Origin of the sequence: Frigoribacterium sp. CFBP9029, from assembly GCF_034045305.1 — a bacterium.
Lineage (GTDB): Bacteria > Actinomycetota > Actinomycetes > Actinomycetales > Microbacteriaceae > Frigoribacterium.
This window is the reverse complement of the sequence record NZ_JAXCWB010000002.1, coordinates 71666-89786: the sequence shown is the minus strand read 5'-3', so window position 1 is coordinate 89786 and position 18121 is coordinate 71666. Positions and strand designations below refer to the sequence as shown.

Sequence of the window (18121 nt, the reverse complement as noted above, 5' to 3'; positions counted from 1 at the left end):
CAAGATAAACCTACCACCGAGTGGCTGAGCGGCTGCCGCTCAGAGCCTGCCCGGGGCCGCGTCGGCCTCGAGACGCGCCCGGTAGACCGTCCGCACCAGCAGCCAGGTGACCCAGAGGACCGCCGCGTACAGCGGGACGCCCATGACGAGCTTCGTCGTCGCCAGGGCGGTGATCTGCCCGGCGAAGAAGAGAGGCAGCTGCACGGCGAGTCGTGCCGCGAACAGCCCGCACCAGAGCCACGTGGTCAGCACCAGGACCCGGCGCTTGGCCTTGTCGTCTCGCCAGGCGCTCCCCTCGTTCGTCAGCAGCCCGACGATGATGCCGATGACGGGCCACCGCACCGCGATGCTCACCAGCAATGCCAGGAGGGACACGACGTTGACGACGAGACCGGGGATGAAGTTGCCCTCGGCCCGTCCGCTGAGGAGGGCGATGGCAGCCGAGATCGCGATCCCGAACACGCCGGCCAGAGCCTGGGCCACGGGGCCGCGCTGCACGATGCGGGCGACGACGAACAGGACCGCGACGCCGACCGGGATGAGCACGGAGGGTACGAGGCTCCCCGTCAGCGTGTACACGATCACGAATCCGAGACCCGGCAGGATCGACTCGGCCAGCCCGCGGACGCCTCCGATGGCCGAGAGCAGGGCTCCGGCCGTGGGGACCTCCCCCGGCGCGACCTGGCCGATGCCGGCCTTGCTCGCCGCCGCCCGCAGCTGCGCGGCGAGGGACACGCGGGGATCGTCGGACGGGGACTCCGCGCCGATCCCGGTGCGGTCGTCGTCGGTCATGCCGGCCTCAGACCTGGGAGGGCGTGGTGCCCGGTGCGTCGGTCGGCCCGGCCTTGGGCATCGACAAGGGAATGAGATCGCGGGGCGCCATCGGGTTCGAGCCGCGCACCACGACGATGCTGCGGAAGAGCTCCTCGATCTTGGCCGCGGCGTCGTCGTCGACGGTCGCTTCGCCGGCGATGACCCCTCGGAGGAACCAGCGGGGGCCGTCGACCCCGACGAAGCGCGCGAGACGCGTGTGCCCGGCGTCGCCGCCCATGACCGGGATCTCGGCGCGCACCTCGGGACCGAAGGGTCCGTCGATCTCGGTGGTCGCGCCTCCTTGGCGTTGGATCTGCTCGGAGATCTGACCGCGGATCTCGTTCCAGAGACCTGCGCTGCGCGGGGCCGCGAACGGCTGCACCTGCAGGGTCGACTTCGCGAAGTCGAGCCCGACGGCCACGACCCGCTTGCTGCCCTCCTCGACCTCGAGGCGGAGGTGGAGGCCCTCACGGGGCACGATCTTGACACCGCCGAGATCGACGTAGGGCCTGACCGGGATCGCCTCGGTCTCGTCGAGCGGACCCTCTTCGGCGCGATCGGCCGGTGCGGACTTCGAGTCGTCGAAGACCTCGACCTCGTCGAGACCGCTCACATCGATCTCGACGTCGTCTCCGTCGACCTGCTCGATGTCGATGGCGACCTCGGCGGCCTGCTGCGCGCGCTTGGACTTCCTCATGCTGATGCCGTTCCTGTCTCGTGTGCGTATCCCGTGGATCCGAAGCCGCCGTCGCCCCTGACGCTCTCCGGGAGGGTCTCGACCGTGAGGAAGTCCGCTCGGACGACCGGCACGATCACGAGCTGGGCGATCTTGTCGCCGACCGCTATCTCGTGATCGGCGTCGAGATCCGTGTTGAGCAGAGCGACCTTGATCTCGCCGCGGTAGCCGGCGTCGACCGTCCCGGGGCTGTTCACCACCGTGATGCCGTGCTTGGCCGCGAGGCCGCTGCGCGGGACGACGAAGGCGGCGTGGCCGTCGGGGAGGGCGATCCGGACCCCCGTTCCGACGAGAGCCCGGCGACCGGCCCGGAGGGTGATCGCCTCGGTGGACAGGAGGTCCGCGCCGGCGTCGCCGGGGTGCGAATAGCGCGGGACGAACGCGGAGCCGAGGGCCCCGTCGACCGCGATCTGGACGTCGAGGGTCTGAGTCACGTGTCGAGGGTAGTCCAGAAGTCTGGTCGAATGGACCCATGCACAACTACCGCGAGCGGCTGTCGCCGCCGGTCACCGTCTTCCTGGCCTCGGCGCTCCTGCTGCCGGCGACGCTCCTGGTCTTCCTGCCCATCAATGTCGGGGTGGGCGTGGTGATGGCGATCGTCTTCTACGTGGCGGCCGTGCTGGCGCTGCTCCTCGGCTCGCCCGTGCTGACCATCGACGACGAGGGGTTCTCGGCGGGTCGCGCGCGCCTCCACGCCCACGAGATCGGAGACGTGACCGCCTACCGCGGGGCCGCCGCCACAGCACAAAGAGGGCCCCTGCTCGATGCACGAGCATGGACCCTCTTCCGGGGATGGGTGAAGCCGGTCGTCAGGATCGAATTGACCGACGTGTCGGACCCGGCTCCCTACTGGCTGGTCTCGACCCGTCGGCCCGACGAGATCGTCGACCGGCTGACGGCCGTCAGGCGGCGCACTCCCGGCAGATAGCCCCGAGCTTGGTCTCGTGGTCGAGCTGCGAACGGTGCTTGACCAGGAAGCACTCGACGCAGGTGAACTCGTCGAGCTGCGGGGGCAGGACGACGACGTCGAGATCGAGGTCGGAGAGATCCTGACCGGCGAGCTCGAACGAGCCCGGGTTGTCGGCGTCGTCGTCGACGACACCGGTCATCTTGTCGGGGACCCGCTCTTTGAGCCCCTCGATCGACTCCGAGTCGTCGTCGTTCTTGCGAGGTGCGTCGTAGTCGGTTGCCATGCCCATCCAGTTCTATTACGTTCGTGTACCCAATTCGGCGCGCACAGTTTGCATGACTCGTTCCCGAATAGCAAACCGGTCGGCAGGGCCTCCCGGGCGCCTCGAAAGAACTGGCGGCACGCCCGTTCTATTCCCCGGTCGGAGGCCCTCGACGTGCGAGTCTTACGGGCGAATCACGACGGCGAAAGGCGTGCTACATGCAGGATCTGAGGGTCATCGGAGTCGAGAGCGGTGCGCTGCTCGTGGCGACCGACGGCGGAAGCGAGTACCGCCTCCCGGTCACGCATTCGCTCCACACGCATCTGCGCGCCGCCGCGCCCGACGGCTCCCCCGCCCAGCGCAAGGCGCCACCTCGCGAGATCCAGGCGCACATCCGCGCCGGCCTCTCGTCCGAGCAGACCTCCGCGGTCACCGGAGCCGACCTCGACTACATCCGTCGATTCGAGGGTCCCGTCCTCGCCGAGCGCGCGTTCGTGCTCGAGACCGCGATGGCCGTCCCGGTGACGGTGGCCGGCGACGACGACGGCGACTCGGGCCCGTCCACCTTCGGAGGGGTGATCGAAGCCCGCCTGGACACGGCGGAGGCATCGGACCGCTCGTGGACCAGCTACAAGGACGTCGAGCAGGGCTGGCTGGTCCACGTCTCGTACGTGACCCGCGAGGTCTCGCGAGACGCGACCTGGCGGTTCGACCCCAAGAAGCTCCTCCTCGCCCCCGCCGGCGGAGACGCCAACACCCTCTCTCAGCATCGCGAGGACGTCGGCCCTCTCGCACCGCGCCTCCGGGCCGTCGACCGCGACTCGGGATCGACCCCGGGTCGCTTCGACAGCGGCGCGTTCATGGTCGACACGACCCCCGAGACCGACGTGGAGATCGAGGTCCCCCGGGTCGTCGAGCCCGAGCGTCATCGGAGCGACGCCCGCTCGGCCGCCTCGCTCGCGGCCACGAACCGCTCGCCCGACCCGGCCACGTCGCACAACCAGACGGCCGATCTGCTCGAGGCCCTCCGTCGCCGACGGGGCGAGCGGGAGTCCGCGCGCTTCTCCGACGACGACGCCCCGCAGCATCCGGCGGCGGGATCCATCCGCGTCATCGACGTGCCTCTCGACGACTTCGGACTGCCCGAGGGCTCGACGGACACGACCGCCGCCCGACCCGACGCCGAGCAGGGCCGCGACGACGACTCGTCGGCTGCTGCGCATCCCCTGCCGGGCGCAGCCCGCACCGGCCGACCCCGCCGTGCCAACCCGATGCCCCCCGTGGTCACGCCGCTCTCGTCGAGCGGCAAGAAGGGCCGCGGCCGGGCGTCGATGCCGAGCTGGGACGACATCGTCTTCGGAGCGCGTTCGGACGACGACAAGTGAGTGGTCCGACCACCGGGGGGCGTCAGCGCGCGTAGGCGCCGAATCGTCTGAGCGGGACCTGCGTCTCGTCCGTCGACCAGCTGCCGTGCTGCCCGATCATCGAGCCGGCCAGACCGCCGGTACCGCGCCCGTCGTAGTAGACGACGCCGCGACGCGCGGCGACGAGGATGTCGCCGATCCGGGGCAGCACCTCGGCGTCGACCGGTCCGAACCAGCCCGCCTCGACGGCCTCCTCGCGCGTGATCACCCAGGCCCGTCCGCCCTCCGCTTCGCGCCAGGCCGCGAGTGTGGCCGCTCGCCGGTCGTCGGACACCTCGTCGCCGAAGTGCAGCTGCAGGCAGCGCGGCTCGCCCGCCACGTGCCGGACGCCGTCGACGAGCTCGGCCCTCCCGCCGAAGACGATGCGACGGCGTTCGCCGATGTCGAGCACCCCGTGATCCGCCGTGACGAGCAGCCCGGTGTCGTGCCCGAGCCCGGCGTCGAGGCGGCGGATCTCGGCGTCCACCTGCTCGAGCGCGGTCGTCCACTCCGGCGACTCCCAGCCGGCGCGATGCGCGATCATGTCCAGCTCGGGGACGTACAGATACACCAGGGAGGCGCGGGTCGCCTGAGCGGCGTCGCGAGCCGCGTCGAATCGGTCGGCCATCGACTCCGCCGACAGATAGGTCGTGCCGGAGAGGATGGCCTCCGTCAGCCCGGACGTCGCGTAGCGCTTCGGGCCGACCGAGAAGCTCGTGACTCCCTCGTCGGCGGCTCGCTCGAAGACCGTGCTGCTGCGCTGCCAGGTGTCGGGCCGCATGCCGGCGTCCCAGCCCGAGAGCTGCTTCACGACGCGATCGCGGTCGCGGTCGAGCACCGAGTAGCCGACGAGCCCGTGCGCGCCGGGGAGGACCCCGGTGGCGAAGGTGGTGAGCGCGGCCGCCGTCGTCGTGGGGAAGCCCGACCAGATGCTGCCGCCCGGGGCGGAGGCGAGCGTGCGGGCGTGGCCCTTCCGAGCACCGAGCGAGGAGCTGCCGAGACCGTCGACGAGGAGGACCACGGCGGACCGCGCGGGGGGAAGAGCGAGCGGGTTCGCCGCGCCCGAGAGCGAGGCGACCGAAGAGGGGAGCACGTCGGCCAGGCTCACGGCGTGCGGGGGGCGCCCCGGTACGATGGACGTCATCGGCACCAGTCTGCCATAGCCGAACCATCCATCCGAGGTGCTTCGCGCCTCCTGCCCCCGAGAAGTGCATGACGACGACCGACACCCTCTCCACTCCCGACGACGGCGAACGCATCGAGGACATCGACGTCTCGCTCGAGATGCAGGGCTCGTTCCTCGAGTACGCGTACTCGGTCATCTACTCGCGGGCCCTGCCGGACGCCCGCGACGGGCTGAAGCCCGTCCAGCGGCGGATCCTCTACCAGATGTCGGAGATGGGGCTGCGTCCCGACCGCGGGCACGTCAAGAGCGCGCGCGTGGTGGGCGAGGTGATGGGCAAGCTGCACCCGCACGGCGACACCGCCATCTACGACGCCATGGTGCGCCAGGCGCAGCCGTTCACCATGCGGGTGCCCCTCATCGACGGGCACGGCAACTTCGGCTCGCTCGACGACGGGCCGGCCGCCCCCCGCTACACGGAGGCCCGACTCGCCGAGGCGTCGCTGGCGATGACGCAGGGGCTCGGCGAGGACGTCGTCGACTTCGTGCCCAACTACGACAACCAGCTGATGCAGCCCGAGGTGCTGCCCGCCGCGTTCCCGAACCTCCTCGTCAACGGCGCCAGCGGCATCGCCGTCGGCATGGCGACCAACATGGCCCCGCACAATCTCATCGAGGTCGTCGGGGCGGCTCGGCATCTGATCGACCACCCCTCCGCGAGTCTCGACGACCTCATGGCCTTCGTGCCCGGTCCCGATCTGCCGACGGGTGGCACCATCTCGGGGCTCGCCGGTGTGCGTGACGCCTACGCCACCGGCCGGGGGAGCTTCAAGACCCGCGCGAAGGTGTCGGTCGAGAGCATCACTGCCCGGAAGAACGGGCTCGTCGTCACCGAGCTGCCGTACCTCGTCGGGCCCGAGAAGGTGATCGAGAAGATCAAGGACGGCGTGCAGGCCAAGAAGCTGACCGGCATCACCGACGTCACCGATCTGACCGACCACAAGCACGGCCTGAGACTCGTGATCGGCATCAAGACCGGGTTCAGCCCGCAGGCCGTGCTCGAGCAGCTCTACCGCTACACGCCGCTCGAAGACGGCTTCAGCATCAACAACGTCGCCCTCGTCGAGGGGCAGCCGCGCACGCTCGGGCTGAAGGAGATGCTCGAGGTCTACGTCGCCCACCGCATCGACGTGGTGACCCGGCGCACGCGGTACCGGCTCGCGAAGAAGGAGGACCGCCTCCACCTGGTCGAGGGGCTGCTCGTCGCCATCGTCGACATCGACGAGGTGATCCAGGTCATCCGCAGCAGCGACGACACCGCCGCGGCCAGGGCTCGTCTGCGCGAGGTCTTCGACCTGAGCGAGATCCAGGCCGAGTACATCCTCGATCTGCAGCTGCGCCGCCTCACGAGGTTCAGCCGCATCGAGCTCGAGGCCGAGCGCGACGAACTGCTCGCCGCCATCGCCGACCTCAAGGCGCTGCTCGCCGACAAGCGCCGCCTGCGCGCCCTCGTCTCGAGCGAGCTGGGCGAGATCGCCGAGCAGTTCGGCACGCCCCGCCGCACCCTCCTGACCGAAGCCGCGCCCAGTGTGGCGACCGTGGGTCGAGGCAGTAAGAAGTCGCCCGTGCTCGAGATCGCGGACACCCCCACGAGGGTCTTCCTCTCGACGACGGGTCGCATCCTCCGCGTCGACCACCAGGACCCGGACTCGGGGCTGCCCACTCCCCCACCGCGTCGGACGAAGCACGATGCCGTCCTGTCGTCGATCGACACCACGAGTCGGACCGAGATCGGGGCGGTGACCACCCATGGTCGTCTGATCCGCTTCACCCCGGTCGACCTCCCGTCGGTTCCGCCGACCTCGGTGCAGCTCGGTGCGGGTGTGCCCGTCCGCGACTACATCGGACTGACCGATCGCACCGAACGGGTGCTCGCCCTCGTCTCCCTGACGGCCGACCGGCCCATCGCCCTCGGCACCGCACGAGGCGTGGTGAAGCGCGTGGCCCCGGGTCAGTACCCCTCCCGCCCCGATTTCCCGGTCATCGGTCTGAAGAAGGGCGACTCGGTCGTCGGAGTGGCGCAGGGCGGCGACGACGACGAGCTCGTCTTCGTCTCGTCGTCGACGCAGCTGTTGAGATTCCCGGCGTCAGCCGTCCGTCCGCAGGGCCCGGCGGGTGGTGGCGTGGCCGGCATCAACCTCCCCGAGTCGTCGACCGTGCTGTTCTTCGGCGCCGTGGCCGCCGGGCACGAGGCGGTCGTCGTGACGGTGTCGACCAGCTCCTCCACCATCGCCGGCACGGACCCGGGGCGCGGCAAGACCAGCGCGTTCGACGAGTACCCCGGCAAGGGCAGGGCCACCGGCGGCGTCCGGTCGCACGCCCTGCTCAAGGGCGAGGACGGCCTCACCCTCGCCTGGGTCGGACCCGCGCCCGCTCGTGCCGTCGGTGCGGACGGCGCAGTCCGCGAGCTCCCGGCCGAGCTGTCGCGACGCGATGCGTCGGGCACGCCCCTCGCCGCGGAGATCGGCTCGATCGGGGCGTCCGTCGCGCACATCGCGGACTCCGCCACCGGCGCGGAGGCAGGCGCGGACGCGGGTGACGACTCGGCGGCCGGCGCCGTCCAGTCGGCCCCCGCAGAGTGACGGCGGGCGAGCGGACCGCGTGGTCCGCTCGCCCGTCTCACGCGCCTGACCGCGCCGAGCCGCGCTGTGCCCGCCTCACGCGACGATCATGCGCCGCGGTGCCGAGGGGGCCGGCAAGCCGCCTGAGGCCTCCGTGCGCCCCCTGTCTCAGACGTCGATGCGGTCGCGGCTGATACCCGAGCCGTCGATGATGAACTCCTTGCGCGGAGCCACCTCGTTGCCCATCAGCAGCTCGAAGACCCGGGCGGCGTTCTCTGCGTCGTCGACCTTGACGCGGCGGAGCATGCGATGCTGCCGCTCCATCGTCGTCGTCCGCAGCTGCTCGGCATCCATCTCGCCGAGGCCCTTGTACCGCTGGATCGGGTCCTGGAACTTCTTGTTCGTCCGCTTCAGCCCGGCGAGCACGCCGTGCAGTTCCTTCTCGGAGTACGTGTAGATCGTCTCGTTCGGCTTGCTGCCGGGGTGCATGACCACGACGCGATGGAGGGGCGGCACAGCCGCGAAGACACGCCCGGCCTCGATCATCGGTCGCATATAGCGGAAGAACAGCGTCAACAGCAGAGTGCGGATGTGGGCGCCGTCGACATCGGCGTCGCTCATGATGATGACCTTTCCGTACCGGGCGGACGAGAGATCGAAGGAGCGCCCGGACCCCGCGCCGAGCACCTGGATGATGGAGGCGCACTCGAGATTCGAGAGCATGTCGCTGACCGAGGCCTTCTGCACGTTCAGGATCTTGCCCCGGATCGGCAGCAGCGCCTGGAACTCGCTGTTGCGGGCGACCTTGGCCGTGCCGAGCGCGGAGTCACCCTCGACGATGAACAGCTCGCTGTTGGCGACGTCGTTCGACCGGCAGTCGACGAGTTTCGCGGGCAATGACGAGTTCTCGAGGGCGTTCTTGCGCCGCTGGGTCTCTTTGTGGGCGCGTGCCGCGATGCGTGACTTCATCTCCGCGACGACCTTGTCGAGCACGAGCGCCGTCTGCGTCTTGTCGTCGCGCTTCGTCGAAGCGAAGCGCTCGGCGAACTGCTGCGCGACGACGTTGGCCACGATGGCCCTCACGGCCGGCGTGCCGAGGATCTCCTTGGTCTGACCCTCGAACTGCGGTTCGGGGAGGCGGACCGTGAGCACGGCCGTGAGCCCTGCCAGCACGTCGTCCTTGTCGATCTTGTCGGTGCCGACCTTCAGCCGACGGGCGTTCTGCTCGACCTGCTGACGGAGGAACTTCAGCAGCCCCGCCTCGAACCCGGCCTGATGCGAACCGCCCTTGGGTGTCGAGATGATGTTCACGAAGCTCCGGAAGACCGTCTCGTAGCCGCTGCCCCAGCGGAGGGCGATGTCGACCTCGCACTCACGCGTGAGCTCGGTGGCGACCATGGCGCCGCCGTCGGTGAGGACCGGCACGGTCTCGGTGTACGAGCCGGTGCCCGTCATGCGCCAGGTGTCGGTGACCGGGGCGTCGGGGGCGAGGAACTCGACGTACTCGCTGATGCCGCCGTCGAAGCGGAAGGTGCTCTCGAGCGGGAACCCGCCGTCGGTGAGCGAGCCGGGGCGCTCGTCGCGGATGCGCAGGGTGAGTCCCGGGATGAGGAAGGCCGTCTGACGGGCACGCGCCGTGAGGTCGTCGGGCTGGAAGGTCGCGCCGCGTGTGAAGATCTGCCGGTCGGCCCAGTACCTGATGCGCGTGCCTGTGACGCCTCGCTTGACCTTGCCGACCTCGCGCAGCACGCTGCCCGACACGAACGGCGTGAACGGAGCGTCGGGGGTGGGCTCGCCGGAGTCGTCGAAGGTGCCGGGCTCGCCGCGCCGGAAGGACATGGCGTAGGTCTTGCCGTTCCGGTCGACCTCGACGTCGAGACGCTCGGAGAGCGCATTGACCACCGACGCGCCGACGCCGTGCAGCCCGCCCGACGACCCGTAGGACCCCCCGCCGAACTTGCCGCCGGCGTGCAGCTTCGTGAACACGACCTCGACCCCGGTCAGGCCCGTCTTCGGCTCGATGTCGACGGGGATGCCCCGGGCTGTGTCGCGGACCTCGACGCTGTCGTCGGCGTGCAGCAGGACGTCGATCGAGTCGCCGTGACCCCCCAGAGCCTCGTCGACCGAGTTGTCGATGATCTCCCAGAGGCAGTGCATCAGACCTCGGGAGTCGGTGCTGCCGATGTACATGCCCGGGCGCTTGCGCACGGCCTCGAGCCCCTCGAGGACGGACAGATGACGGGCCGAGTAGTCGGACGTGGCCAATGGGTGCTCCTGACGCGTTGCGGACGACCACGAGCGGGGAATTCCGGAGGCGGTGGTCGCGTTCCATGGTAACGAGGGCCACCGACACGGAGACCCCGACACTCTCTCGTCGTCGAGCGTCTACGCGATGAGCGAAATCACCCCGAATGTCTCACCATCACTCCACAGCCGTGTTTTGATGAGGACACGTATCCACAGCACCACCGTCAGGAGGAGCACCCCTATGACTCAGATGGCCACCGACCAGACAGCCGTCGACGAGTTCGGCTCCCGCTACCAGTTGAGCGCAGCCGACCGCTGCGACAGCTGCGGAGCCCAGGCGTACATCCGTGCGACCCTGGCCACCGGTCAACTCTTCTTCTGCGCCCACCACGGCGCGAAGCTGAAAGACAAGCTGGAGCCGACCGCGATCGAGTGGCTCGACGAGAGCGCCAAGCTCTCCGAGCACTGACCGGACTCTCGGCGCCTCAAGGCGCCCTGTTCGACGAAGAAGCCCGCACCCTCCGAGAGGGTGCGGGCTTCTTCGTGGTCACATCGCCTTGAACGACCGTTCCAGGTTCTCGGCGATCACCCGTTGCGACGCGGCCGCGTACTGATCGAGCTTCTCGTGGGCCGGGGTGAGACCGTACGAGATGCCGCGACGCGAGAGCGCCGTCCGGAGGATCCGGTCCGTGAGACCGGGATTGAGGGGAAGCAGGGGGCCCTTCAGCTGCGTGCCGAACGACGTGCCCCGGACGACACCCTCGGCGCCGTCTGACCCGTTGCCGCCGCCGTGGACGACGGTCGCGAACGGACGCGAGCCCGCGCCGAGCTCGAGGTGGGCGGCGTGGTCCTCGAAGCCGAAGAGGGTGAGGTCGTCTCCCCCGTACTGGGTGGTGACCTGGAAGTAGTTCGTGCGTCGCGGTGCGCCGCGACGGACGAGCGCATCGAAGAACCCGACGCCTTCGACGGTGTCGCCCTCGACCGTGACGACGCCTCGTGTGAGGAGCTCCATGCCGCCGCCGACGGCGACGACCGGGACCCCCGACCGGGCGAAGCCCTCGAAGGCGTCGCGGAGTCGGACGGCGTCGACGCTGACTGAGCGGACGCCCGAGAGCGGACCGTGGCCCAGCACGACCACGTCGGCCACCGAGGGGACGTCGTCCCCGATGCGGTACTCGGTGACCTCCGAGTCGATCCCGGCGCGTCGTGCACGTTCGACCAGGGTCGTCACGTTGCCACGATCACCGCTCACCCCGAGTTCTTCGGGGTAGACGTGGACGATTCTCAGGACGTCGTCGCTCACGCGCTCTTCTCCAGATCGGGGTGGCCGAGGATGCGGCGCGCGAGCATCATCTGCTCGTAGTTCGTCACGAAGTGCTTGGTGCGATCACCGGGCGACGGGAGAGCGCGCATGAGGCGGATGGCCTTCGAGATGTCCTCCTCGATGACGTGCACGGGGATCCCCTCGTGCTCGAGCCGGAGGGCCAGCTGCCAGGCTTTGGCGCCCGCGAGCACGTCGACGTGATCGAGGTGGGAGAAGTCGATGTCGTAGATCCACGAGATGTCGGGCGTGCCCTCGTCGATGGCGAGCATCACCTGCTCGACCCCCTGCGGAAGCGCGTCGAGGTTCATCTGCAGACTCGCTGCGTTCTTGAACATGATGAACTCGGCCTCGTCGGTGCCGAGCGACATGCGCTCACCCCGTCCGTAGGCCGGCTTCATGCCGTCGAAGGCGCGAGAGACGGCCACGGCGTCGACCGGCCCGCCCAGCACGACGGAGGCCGTCTGCAGAGCTGCCGCCGCGTCGACTGCGTAGTGCAGACCGCGGGCCGGCAGCTGCACGTCGACCGTGACGTCGCCGACCCGGATGGTCGCACCCGCGCCGTCGAGAGTCAGGACCTCGGCTTGCGCGTCGAGCGAGTCGTCGGCCCGCCTGGTGAAGTCGTTGGCGTTCTGGAGCCCGTTGGGCGATGCCGCGACGACCGCCGGTGCGGCGCCGAAACGCGAGACCGACTGACCGGGACGGGCCGTGTACGGCCCGAGGTGCTGGTCGTCGCGGTTGGTGATCACCGACGACGTCGCCAGGGCGGCTGTGTCGGTCATCATCGTGCCGACGCGCTCCGTCTCGAAGAAGCGGTACAGCTGGTCGACCTGCACGTTCAGCATGAGCACGGTCGAGGGGTTCAGGGACTTCGTCAGTTCGACGGCGAAGGCCTCGTCGACCTCGATCACGCCGATGTCGTGCTTCACGTCGCCGAACGGCGTGACCTCACGGAGGAACGCCGACGCGATCCCCTGCGGCAGGTTGGCGCCGGTGGGGTTCGTGAACACCGTGAGACCGTGAGCCCGCAGCGTCTCGGTCAGCATCATCGTCGTCGTCGATTTTCCGTTCGAACCGAGGACGAAGACGACCCCGCGCTCGAACTGCGACGAGACATGGGTGAGGAAGTCGGGGGCGAGGGCGAGGACCGTGCGCCCCGGATAGGCGGATCCCCCGCCTCGGAGGCGCGCGAGGGCGCGGACGATCCGGCCCGCCAGGACGGGGACGACGTACTTCATGTCTCTACTCGAGGTAGTCGCGGAGCGACTGCGATCGGGACGGGTGGCGCAGCTTGGCCATCGTCTTGGACTCGATCTGGCGGATGCGCTCGCGCGTCACGCCGAAGGTGTCGCCGATCTGATCGAGCGTCTTGGGCATGCCGTCACCCAGGCCGAAGCGCATCCGGATGACGCCCGCCTCACGCTCGGAGAGGCTGTCGAGCAGCGACTCGAGCTGCTTCTGCAGCATGGTGAAGCCCACGGCGTCGGCCGGGACGACAGCCTCCGTGTCTTCGATGAGGTCGCCGAACTCGCTGTCGCCGTCTTCACCGAGAGGAGTGTGCAGCGAGATCGGCTCGCGCCCGTACTTCTGGACCTCGACGACCTTCTCGGGGGTCATGTCGAGCTCGCGCGAGAGCTCTTCGGGCGTGGGCTCGCGACCGAGATCCTGCAGCATCTGACGCTGCACGCGGGCGAGCTTGTTGATGACCTCGACCATGTGCACGGGGATGCGGATGGTGCGGGCCTGGTCGGCCATGGCCCGGGTGATGGCCTGACGGATCCACCAGGTGGCGTAGGTCGAGAACTTGAATCCCTTGGTGTAGTCGAACTTCTCGACGGCGCGGATCAGACCGAGGTTGCCCTCTTGGATCAGGTCGAGGAACTGCATCCCACGGCCCGTGTAGCGCTTGGCGAGGCTGACCACGAGGCGGAGGTTGGCACCGAGCAGGTGGCTCTTCGCACGCTGTCCGTCGCGCGCGACCCAGCGGAGTTCGCGCTCGAGCTCTTTGCTCAAACCGGAGCTGGCCGCCAGCTTGTCTTCGGCGAACAGACCGGCTTCGATCCGCATCGCCAGCTCCACCTCTTCGGCGGCGTTCAGAAGGGCGACCTTGCCGATCTGCTTCAGGTAGTCCTTGACCGGGTCGGCCGTGGCGCCCGTGATGGTCGTCGAGTAGACCGGCATCTCGTCGTCGTCGTCTTGAGAGATGACGAGTGCGCCCTTGGGCAGGATCTCGGGGGCCTTGTCGGTCGCGTCGGCGTCCGTCTCGGCGGGGGCCTCCTGCGACTCGGCGTCGTCGTCGGCCGGAGCCTCGTCGGCGGCCTTGGCAGCCTTGGGGGCGGCCTTCTTGGCCGGAGCGCGCTTCGCGGGCGCCTTCTTCGCGGGGACGTCGGCCGCGACCTTCGTCTCGTCGGTCACGGACTCGTCTGAGGCCGTGGTCGCCTTGCTGCGGGTAGCCATGCGAACACCTTTCACATCTCTATTGCTCGGGTCCGGGTGCGACCAGCGTGATCGGTGGGACCGTGCTCGTCGGACCTCGACCGGCAAACGGATGGCGTCGGTCGATTTCGGGCAGTACTAGGACCCATGTCAAGTCTCGTGCCGGAAGTCGATCGCGACAGCGACGACGGGGTGAACGAGAAACGAACGGGTCCGTGATCCATTATTACACGCCCCGCGCCCACGGCCCGACACCGCGGAGGCGGCTCTCAGCCCCGTGGCCCGCGCCGCATCCGCCAGCGCCGGAGAGCCGCGACCCAGATGGGCGCGACCTCGATGCCCTCCTCGTGTCGCAGGCCCCGGCGGGTCCGACGTCGCTCGACGACGAGGCAGGCGACGCCCGTCCCGACGACGAGGTACTGGACGAGGAACGCGATCCGGAACGACTCGAACGCGAAGATGTCGCTCGGGGCCCCGGAGGCGACGCGGGCGGAGTCGAGCTGATCGAGCACCACCCCGATGAGGAACATCATGACGAAGCTCGCCAGGAAACCTCCGACGTTGACGATGCCGTTGGCGACGCCGAGACTGCGCAGGGGGTTGAAGGTCCGTGCGAAGTCGAAGCCGATGATCGACCCCGGTCCGCCCACGCCCAGGACGACGACGAGCACGACGGCGAGCCAGGGAGGCGGGGTCCCGGGCCAGGCCAGCACGAGGGTCCAGACGGCGGCCATGGCGAACACGATGCCGAGCACGAGGTTCGAGCGCCGGAGGGGGAACCGGGCGACGAGCAGGCCGAGGATGGGGCCGGCGACGACACCCGAGGCGACGAGGACGGCGAGCAGACCGGACGCCTCGCCCGAGCTCAGCCCCAGGCCCCCGACCAGGAACGGCACGCCCCAGAGCAGGCTGAAGACCGTACCGGAGGACTGCGTGACGAAGTGCGACCAGAATCCGAGACGGGTCCCCGGGCGGCGGGCGCTCTCGACCAGCTGACGCCCGGCGGATCGCCAGGTCGTGGTCGTAGAGCGCGGGATCACGCCCTCGGGCGCCTCGGACACGAGCATGACCACGACGGCGACCGCGATGACGGAGAGCGCCGCGGCGCTGATGAAGGCCGGCGACCATCCCACGCCGTGCAGCACGATCGACAGCGGCACGGCCGAGAGGATCTGACCGAACTGACCGATGTTCCCCGTCCACTGCGACACCTGCGGCAGGATCGGCCCCCGGAACCACGACGGCAGCAACCGCATCACCGAGATGAAGGTCATCGCGTCGCCCGCGCCCACGAGCATGCGGCCGACGATCGCGAAGCCGATCGTCGGGGGTGAGACGGCGACCACGAGCTGTCCGACGCCGAGCAGCACCCCTCCGGTGACGATCAGCGCCTTCGGTCCGACCCGATCGAGCATGACGCCCACCGGGATCTGCAGACCGGCGTAGACCACCAGCTGGACGACGGCCAGGGTCGAGAGGGTCCATGCGGAGACGTCGAAGAGCTGGCGGGCCTCGACGCCCGACACCCCGAGGGACGATCGCTGCATCACCGCGACGATGTAGGCGAAGACGGCCGCGCCCCAGACGAGCCAGGCGCGCTTCGAGTTCACCCGACGAATCTACCCGAGCGAACGAGCGCATACGCCGCCGACCACGCGTGCCCGTGGACGGGACGACGGCCGAGGAGGCGCGGGTCAGGCGGACGTGTCGCCGTCGGTCCGGCGCGCCAGGAACTTCTCGAGCTCGGCCGCCAGCGCGTCGGCCGTCGGCACCTTGCCGTCCTGGTCGGTGAGCGGCGACGGCAGGGGGTTGCCCTCCATGTACGTGTCGTGGCGCTCTTCGAGGGTCGCGACGAGTCTCGACAGCTCGGTGTTGCCGTGCACCTGCTCCTCCACCTTGACGAGGAACTCGCGCCCCTCCTCGCGGAGACGGTCGGTGGGGAAGATGAGCCCGGTGGCCGCGCTGATGCTCGACAGCGCGGCGACCGCCGCGTCGGGGAACTCCGTGTCGGCGAGGTAGTGCGGCACGAGGAGGACGAACCCGGCCGTGGGGTGACCGTCCTGGCCGAGACGGTGCTCGATGAGGTGGAGGGCGTTTGCCGGCGCCTGCGTGACGGGCTTCCACACCGAGAGCGACTCGATGAGGTCCGCGCGGTTGCCGCTGACCGTGACGCCGATCGGCCTGGTGTGAGGCACGGGCATCGGGATGGAGTGGACCCAGGTCGTCGTCGAGACCCGGTAGCGCTCCACGAGCTGGACGACGGCCGCCGTGAAGCGGTTCCACTGGAAGTCGGGCTCGAAGCCCGACAGGAGGAGGAACGGCTGACCGATGTCGTCGCTCATCAGGTGCAGGGACAGACGGGCGACCGAGACCTCGCTCACGTGGTCCTGGTCGAAGGTGAAGACCGGACGACGCGCCCGGTAGTCGAGGAGCTCGTCGGTGTCGAACGAAGCGACCAGCGTGCTGTCGAGAGTGTCGATCATGTACTCGGCGAGTTGACTCACCGCCGAGCCGGCGTCGGCGAAACCGGTCAGGCCCGCGACGAGGGGCAGCCCGTCGGGGACGTTCGGGGCGTCGATCGAGAGGTCGTAGAGTCCGGCGGGGTCGTGCATGTCGACAAGCCTAGATACCGGCGAGGTGCTCCGCAGGCCGTCGCCACGTGCCGAGAGCGAACAGAGCCGTGGCTACCATCGAGGCATGACCGTTTCGACTCTGACCACCAGCACGACCACCCCCGCCGAGATCGAGGGGGACGTCCTCGTCGTCGGCGTCCGCAAGACCTCGTCGGGCCCGGAGCTCACCACTCCGGTCGAGGGCCTGGCTGACGTCCTCTCCGCCGTCGGCGTGACCGGGGCGCGCGACGAGCTGGTCCGGCTGCCCGGCACGGCCGTGCGCGCCTCCGGAATCGCACTGATCGGACTCGGCGACACCGTCGACGCCGAATCGCTGCGCTACGCGGCCGGATCGGCCGTCCGTCAGCTGACGGGCGTCGACCGCGTCGTGATCGCCCTCCCCGTGACCGGCACCCAGGAGGCGCTGGCCGCGCTGGAGGGAGCCGCCATCGCCTCGTACGAATTCGACGCGTTCCGCTCCACGACCGCGTCGGACTCCCGTCGACACGCACACGACATCGTGCTCGCCACCGACGTGCCGGTCGATCCGGCGACCGCCGAGCGGGCCCGCATCGTCGCGACCGCCGTGCACACGGTCCGTGACCTCTCGAACACTCCCCCGCAGCAGATGTTCCCCCAGGCGCTCGCCGACAAGGCCGTCTCGCTGGCCGAGGGCACCGCCCTCGAGGTCACCGTGCTCGCCGAGGACGAACTGCTGGCGGGCGGCTTCGGAGGCATCCTCGGCGTCGGCCAGGGCTCGAGCCGGGGCCCGCGCCTGGTCAAGGTCGAATACCGCCCCGAGGGGGCGACGAAGCACCTGGCCCTGGTCGGCAAGGGCATCACGTACGACACCGGCGGGCTCTCGCTGAAGCCCGCAGCCTCGATGCTCGGCATGAAGGACGACATGACGGGTGCGGCCACCGTGCTCGCCGTCACCGTCGCGGCCGCCGAGCTGGCGCTGCCCGTGCGTCTGACCGCCTGGCTGTGCGTCGCCGAGAACATGCCGAGCGGCACGGCGATCCGGCCCGACGACGTCCTGACCATCAAGGGCGGCACCACCGTCGAGGTGACGAACACCGACGCGGAGGGCCGCCTGGTCATGGCCGACGGTCTCGTCGCGGCCAGCGAGGAGCAGCCGGACGCGATCGTCGACGTGGCGACCCTGACCGGCGCCCAGGTGGTCGCACTCGGGATGCGCACCGTCGGAGTCATGGGCAACGACGCGCTGGCCTCCCGCGTGGTCGAGCTGGCCGACTCGATCGGCGAGACGTTCTGGCGCATGCCCCTGCCCGGCGAGCTCAAGGCGCGCCTGGCGTCCGACGTGGCGGACCTCGTGAATGCGACCCCCGGCAACACCGCCGCGGGGATGCTGCTCGCCGGGGTGTTCCTGAACGAGTTCGTGGGGAAGAAGGACGGCGCCGACACCGCACTCCCGTGGGTCCACCTCGACATCGCCGGCCCGTCGAACAACAAGGCCGGCGGCTACGGCTACACCGGCAAGGGCTCTACCGGCGTTTCCGTGAGAACCCTGCTAGAGCTGGCCTCCGACTTTTCGGCCGCGTAGTAGGGTCGACGAGGCGGGAGAATCCCGTCGAGAACGGTCCCTGAACGCCGGTCCGCCTCCACGACACGTCGGA

Annotated in this window: 16 protein-coding genes; 5 read left to right on the top strand and 11 right to left on the bottom strand. The window is 69.7% G+C overall.

All coding sequences use genetic code 11. The features are described 5' to 3' along the window. Positions 1 to 39: 39 nt before the first annotated feature. The 3 genes from SOM11_RS02945 to dut are packed head-to-tail and all read right to left on the bottom strand — an operon-like array spanning position 40 to position 1983. Positions 40 to 792 (bottom strand): DUF3159 domain-containing protein, encoded by a 753-nt coding sequence (locus SOM11_RS02945; protein ID WP_320477157.1) that lies wholly within the window; start codon positions 790 to 792, stop codon positions 40 to 42. 7 nt (positions 793 to 799) lie between these two features. Continuing rightward, entirely contained in the window at positions 800 to 1510 is a 711-nt protein-coding gene (locus SOM11_RS02940) for a DUF3710 domain-containing protein (protein ID WP_320477156.1), read from the bottom strand. Continuing rightward, complete coding sequence (dut, locus tag SOM11_RS02935) at positions 1507 to 1983, bottom strand: dUTP diphosphatase (protein WP_414655440.1); 477 nt, start codon at positions 1981 to 1983, stop codon at positions 1507 to 1509. The genes SOM11_RS02940 and dut overlap by 4 nt, the downstream gene beginning before the upstream one ends. Before the next feature lie 38 nt (positions 1984 to 2021). On the opposite strand from dut, the gene SOM11_RS02930 reads away from it, so the two are divergent. Further along, positions 2022 to 2477 carry a DUF3093 domain-containing protein gene (locus tag SOM11_RS02930; protein WP_192060271.1) on the top strand — a complete coding sequence of 152 codons (456 nt, stop codon included), beginning with the start codon at positions 2022 to 2024 and terminating at the stop codon, positions 2475 to 2477. Here the strand turns inward: SOM11_RS02930 and SOM11_RS02925 are convergent. Next, positions 2452 to 2742, bottom strand: coding sequence for a DUF4193 domain-containing protein (locus SOM11_RS02925; RefSeq protein WP_192060270.1), 291 nt, complete (start codon positions 2740 to 2742; stop codon positions 2452 to 2454). The two genes, SOM11_RS02930 and SOM11_RS02925, sit on opposite strands and share 26 nt — an antisense overlap. A 197-nt stretch (positions 2743 to 2939) precedes the next feature. Here SOM11_RS02925 and sepH point away from each other — a divergent pair, with 197 nt between their 5' ends. After that, positions 2940 to 4106 carry a septation protein SepH gene (gene sepH / locus SOM11_RS02920; protein ID WP_320477155.1) on the top strand — a complete coding sequence of 389 codons (1167 nt, stop codon included), beginning with the start codon at positions 2940 to 2942 and terminating at the stop codon, positions 4104 to 4106. A 22-nt stretch (positions 4107 to 4128) separates the two neighbouring features. Here the strand turns inward: sepH and SOM11_RS02915 are convergent, their stop codons facing one another. Next, positions 4129 to 5268, bottom strand: a complete 1140-nt coding sequence (locus tag SOM11_RS02915) for an alkaline phosphatase family protein (protein ID WP_320477154.1) — start codon at positions 5266 to 5268, stop codon at positions 4129 to 4131. Between the two features lie 68 nt (positions 5269 to 5336). Here SOM11_RS02915 and SOM11_RS02910 point away from each other — a divergent pair, with 68 nt between their 5' ends. Beyond that, positions 5337 to 7889, top strand: a complete 2553-nt coding sequence (locus tag SOM11_RS02910) for a DNA topoisomerase IV subunit A (protein ID WP_320477153.1) — start codon at positions 5337 to 5339, stop codon at positions 7887 to 7889. 147 nt (positions 7890 to 8036) lie between these two features. Here the strand turns inward: SOM11_RS02910 and SOM11_RS02905 are convergent, their stop codons facing one another. Next, positions 8037 to 10133 (bottom strand): DNA gyrase/topoisomerase IV subunit B, encoded by a 2097-nt coding sequence (locus SOM11_RS02905; RefSeq protein ID WP_243215735.1) that lies wholly within the window; start codon positions 10131 to 10133, stop codon positions 8037 to 8039. Positions 10134 to 10356: 223 nt separating this feature from the next. On the opposite strand from SOM11_RS02905, the gene SOM11_RS02900 reads away from it, so the two are divergent. After that, positions 10357 to 10584, top strand: coding sequence for a DUF7455 domain-containing protein (locus SOM11_RS02900; RefSeq protein WP_192060265.1), 228 nt, complete (start codon positions 10357 to 10359; stop codon positions 10582 to 10584). A gap of 78 nt (positions 10585 to 10662) precedes the next feature. Here the strand turns inward: SOM11_RS02900 and SOM11_RS02895 are convergent, their stop codons facing one another. The 5 genes from SOM11_RS02895 to SOM11_RS02875 form a co-directional block, all read right to left on the bottom strand. Continuing rightward, positions 10663 to 11418, bottom strand: a complete 756-nt coding sequence (locus tag SOM11_RS02895) for a hypothetical protein (RefSeq protein ID WP_320477152.1) — start codon at positions 11416 to 11418, stop codon at positions 10663 to 10665. Continuing rightward, positions 11415 to 12674, bottom strand: a complete 1260-nt coding sequence (locus SOM11_RS02890; RefSeq protein ID WP_320477151.1) for a MurT ligase domain-containing protein — start codon at positions 12672 to 12674, stop codon at positions 11415 to 11417. The genes SOM11_RS02895 and SOM11_RS02890 overlap by 4 nt, the downstream gene beginning before the upstream one ends. A gap of 4 nt (positions 12675 to 12678) precedes the next feature. After that, positions 12679 to 13893: an RNA polymerase sigma factor gene (locus tag SOM11_RS02885; RefSeq protein WP_192060262.1), complete on the bottom strand. Its 1215-nt coding sequence runs from the start codon at positions 13891 to 13893 to the stop codon at positions 12679 to 12681. A gap of 248 nt (positions 13894 to 14141) precedes the next feature. Then, on the bottom strand, positions 14142 to 15482 hold the full coding sequence (locus SOM11_RS02880) for an MFS transporter (RefSeq protein WP_320477150.1): 1341 nt from the start codon (positions 15480 to 15482) through the stop codon (positions 14142 to 14144). Between the two features lie 84 nt (positions 15483 to 15566). Next, complete coding sequence (locus tag SOM11_RS02875) at positions 15567 to 16484, bottom strand: proteasome assembly chaperone family protein (RefSeq protein ID WP_192060260.1); 918 nt, start codon at positions 16482 to 16484, stop codon at positions 15567 to 15569. Between the two features lie 85 nt (positions 16485 to 16569). Here SOM11_RS02875 and SOM11_RS02870 point away from each other — a divergent pair, with 85 nt between their 5' ends. Continuing rightward, positions 16570 to 18048: a leucyl aminopeptidase gene (locus SOM11_RS02870; protein WP_192060259.1), complete on the top strand. Its 1479-nt coding sequence runs from the start codon at positions 16570 to 16572 to the stop codon at positions 18046 to 18048. The last annotated feature ends 73 nt before the right edge of the window (positions 18049 to 18121 follow it).

What these genes read in the sequence shown, in the direction of transcription:
- SOM11_RS02900 (WP_192060265.1), top strand. Translation starts at nt 10,357, where the DNA reads ATGACTCAGATGGCCACCGACCAGACAGCCGTCGACGAGTTCGGCTCC.
- SOM11_RS02890 (WP_320477151.1), bottom strand. Translation starts at nt 12,674, where the DNA reads ATGAAGTACGTCGTCCCCGTCCTGGCGGGCCGGATCGTCCGCGCCCTC.
- SOM11_RS02885 (WP_192060262.1), bottom strand. Translation starts at nt 13,893, where the DNA reads ATGGCTACCCGCAGCAAGGCGACCACGGCCTCAGACGAGTCCGTGACC.
- SOM11_RS02915 (WP_320477154.1), bottom strand. Translation starts at nt 5,268, where the DNA reads ATGACGTCCATCGTACCGGGGCGCCCCCCGCACGCCGTGAGCCTGGCC.
- SOM11_RS02910 (WP_320477153.1), top strand. Translation starts at nt 5,337, where the DNA reads ATGACGACGACCGACACCCTCTCCACTCCCGACGACGGCGAACGCATC.
- SOM11_RS02875 (WP_192060260.1), bottom strand. Translation starts at nt 16,484, where the DNA reads ATGCACGACCCCGCCGGACTCTACGACCTCTCGATCGACGCCCCGAAC.
- SOM11_RS02945 (WP_320477157.1), bottom strand. Translation starts at nt 792, where the DNA reads ATGACCGACGACGACCGCACCGGGATCGGCGCGGAGTCCCCGTCCGAC.
- SOM11_RS02925 (WP_192060270.1), bottom strand. Translation starts at nt 2,742, where the DNA reads ATGGCAACCGACTACGACGCACCTCGCAAGAACGACGACGACTCGGAG.
- sepH (WP_320477155.1), top strand. Translation starts at nt 2,940, where the DNA reads ATGCAGGATCTGAGGGTCATCGGAGTCGAGAGCGGTGCGCTGCTCGTG.
- SOM11_RS02940 (WP_320477156.1), bottom strand. Translation starts at nt 1,510, where the DNA reads ATGAGGAAGTCCAAGCGCGCGCAGCAGGCCGCCGAGGTCGCCATCGAC.
- SOM11_RS02870 (WP_192060259.1), top strand. Translation starts at nt 16,570, where the DNA reads ATGACCGTTTCGACTCTGACCACCAGCACGACCACCCCCGCCGAGATC.
- SOM11_RS02930 (WP_192060271.1), top strand. Translation starts at nt 2,022, where the DNA reads ATGCACAACTACCGCGAGCGGCTGTCGCCGCCGGTCACCGTCTTCCTG.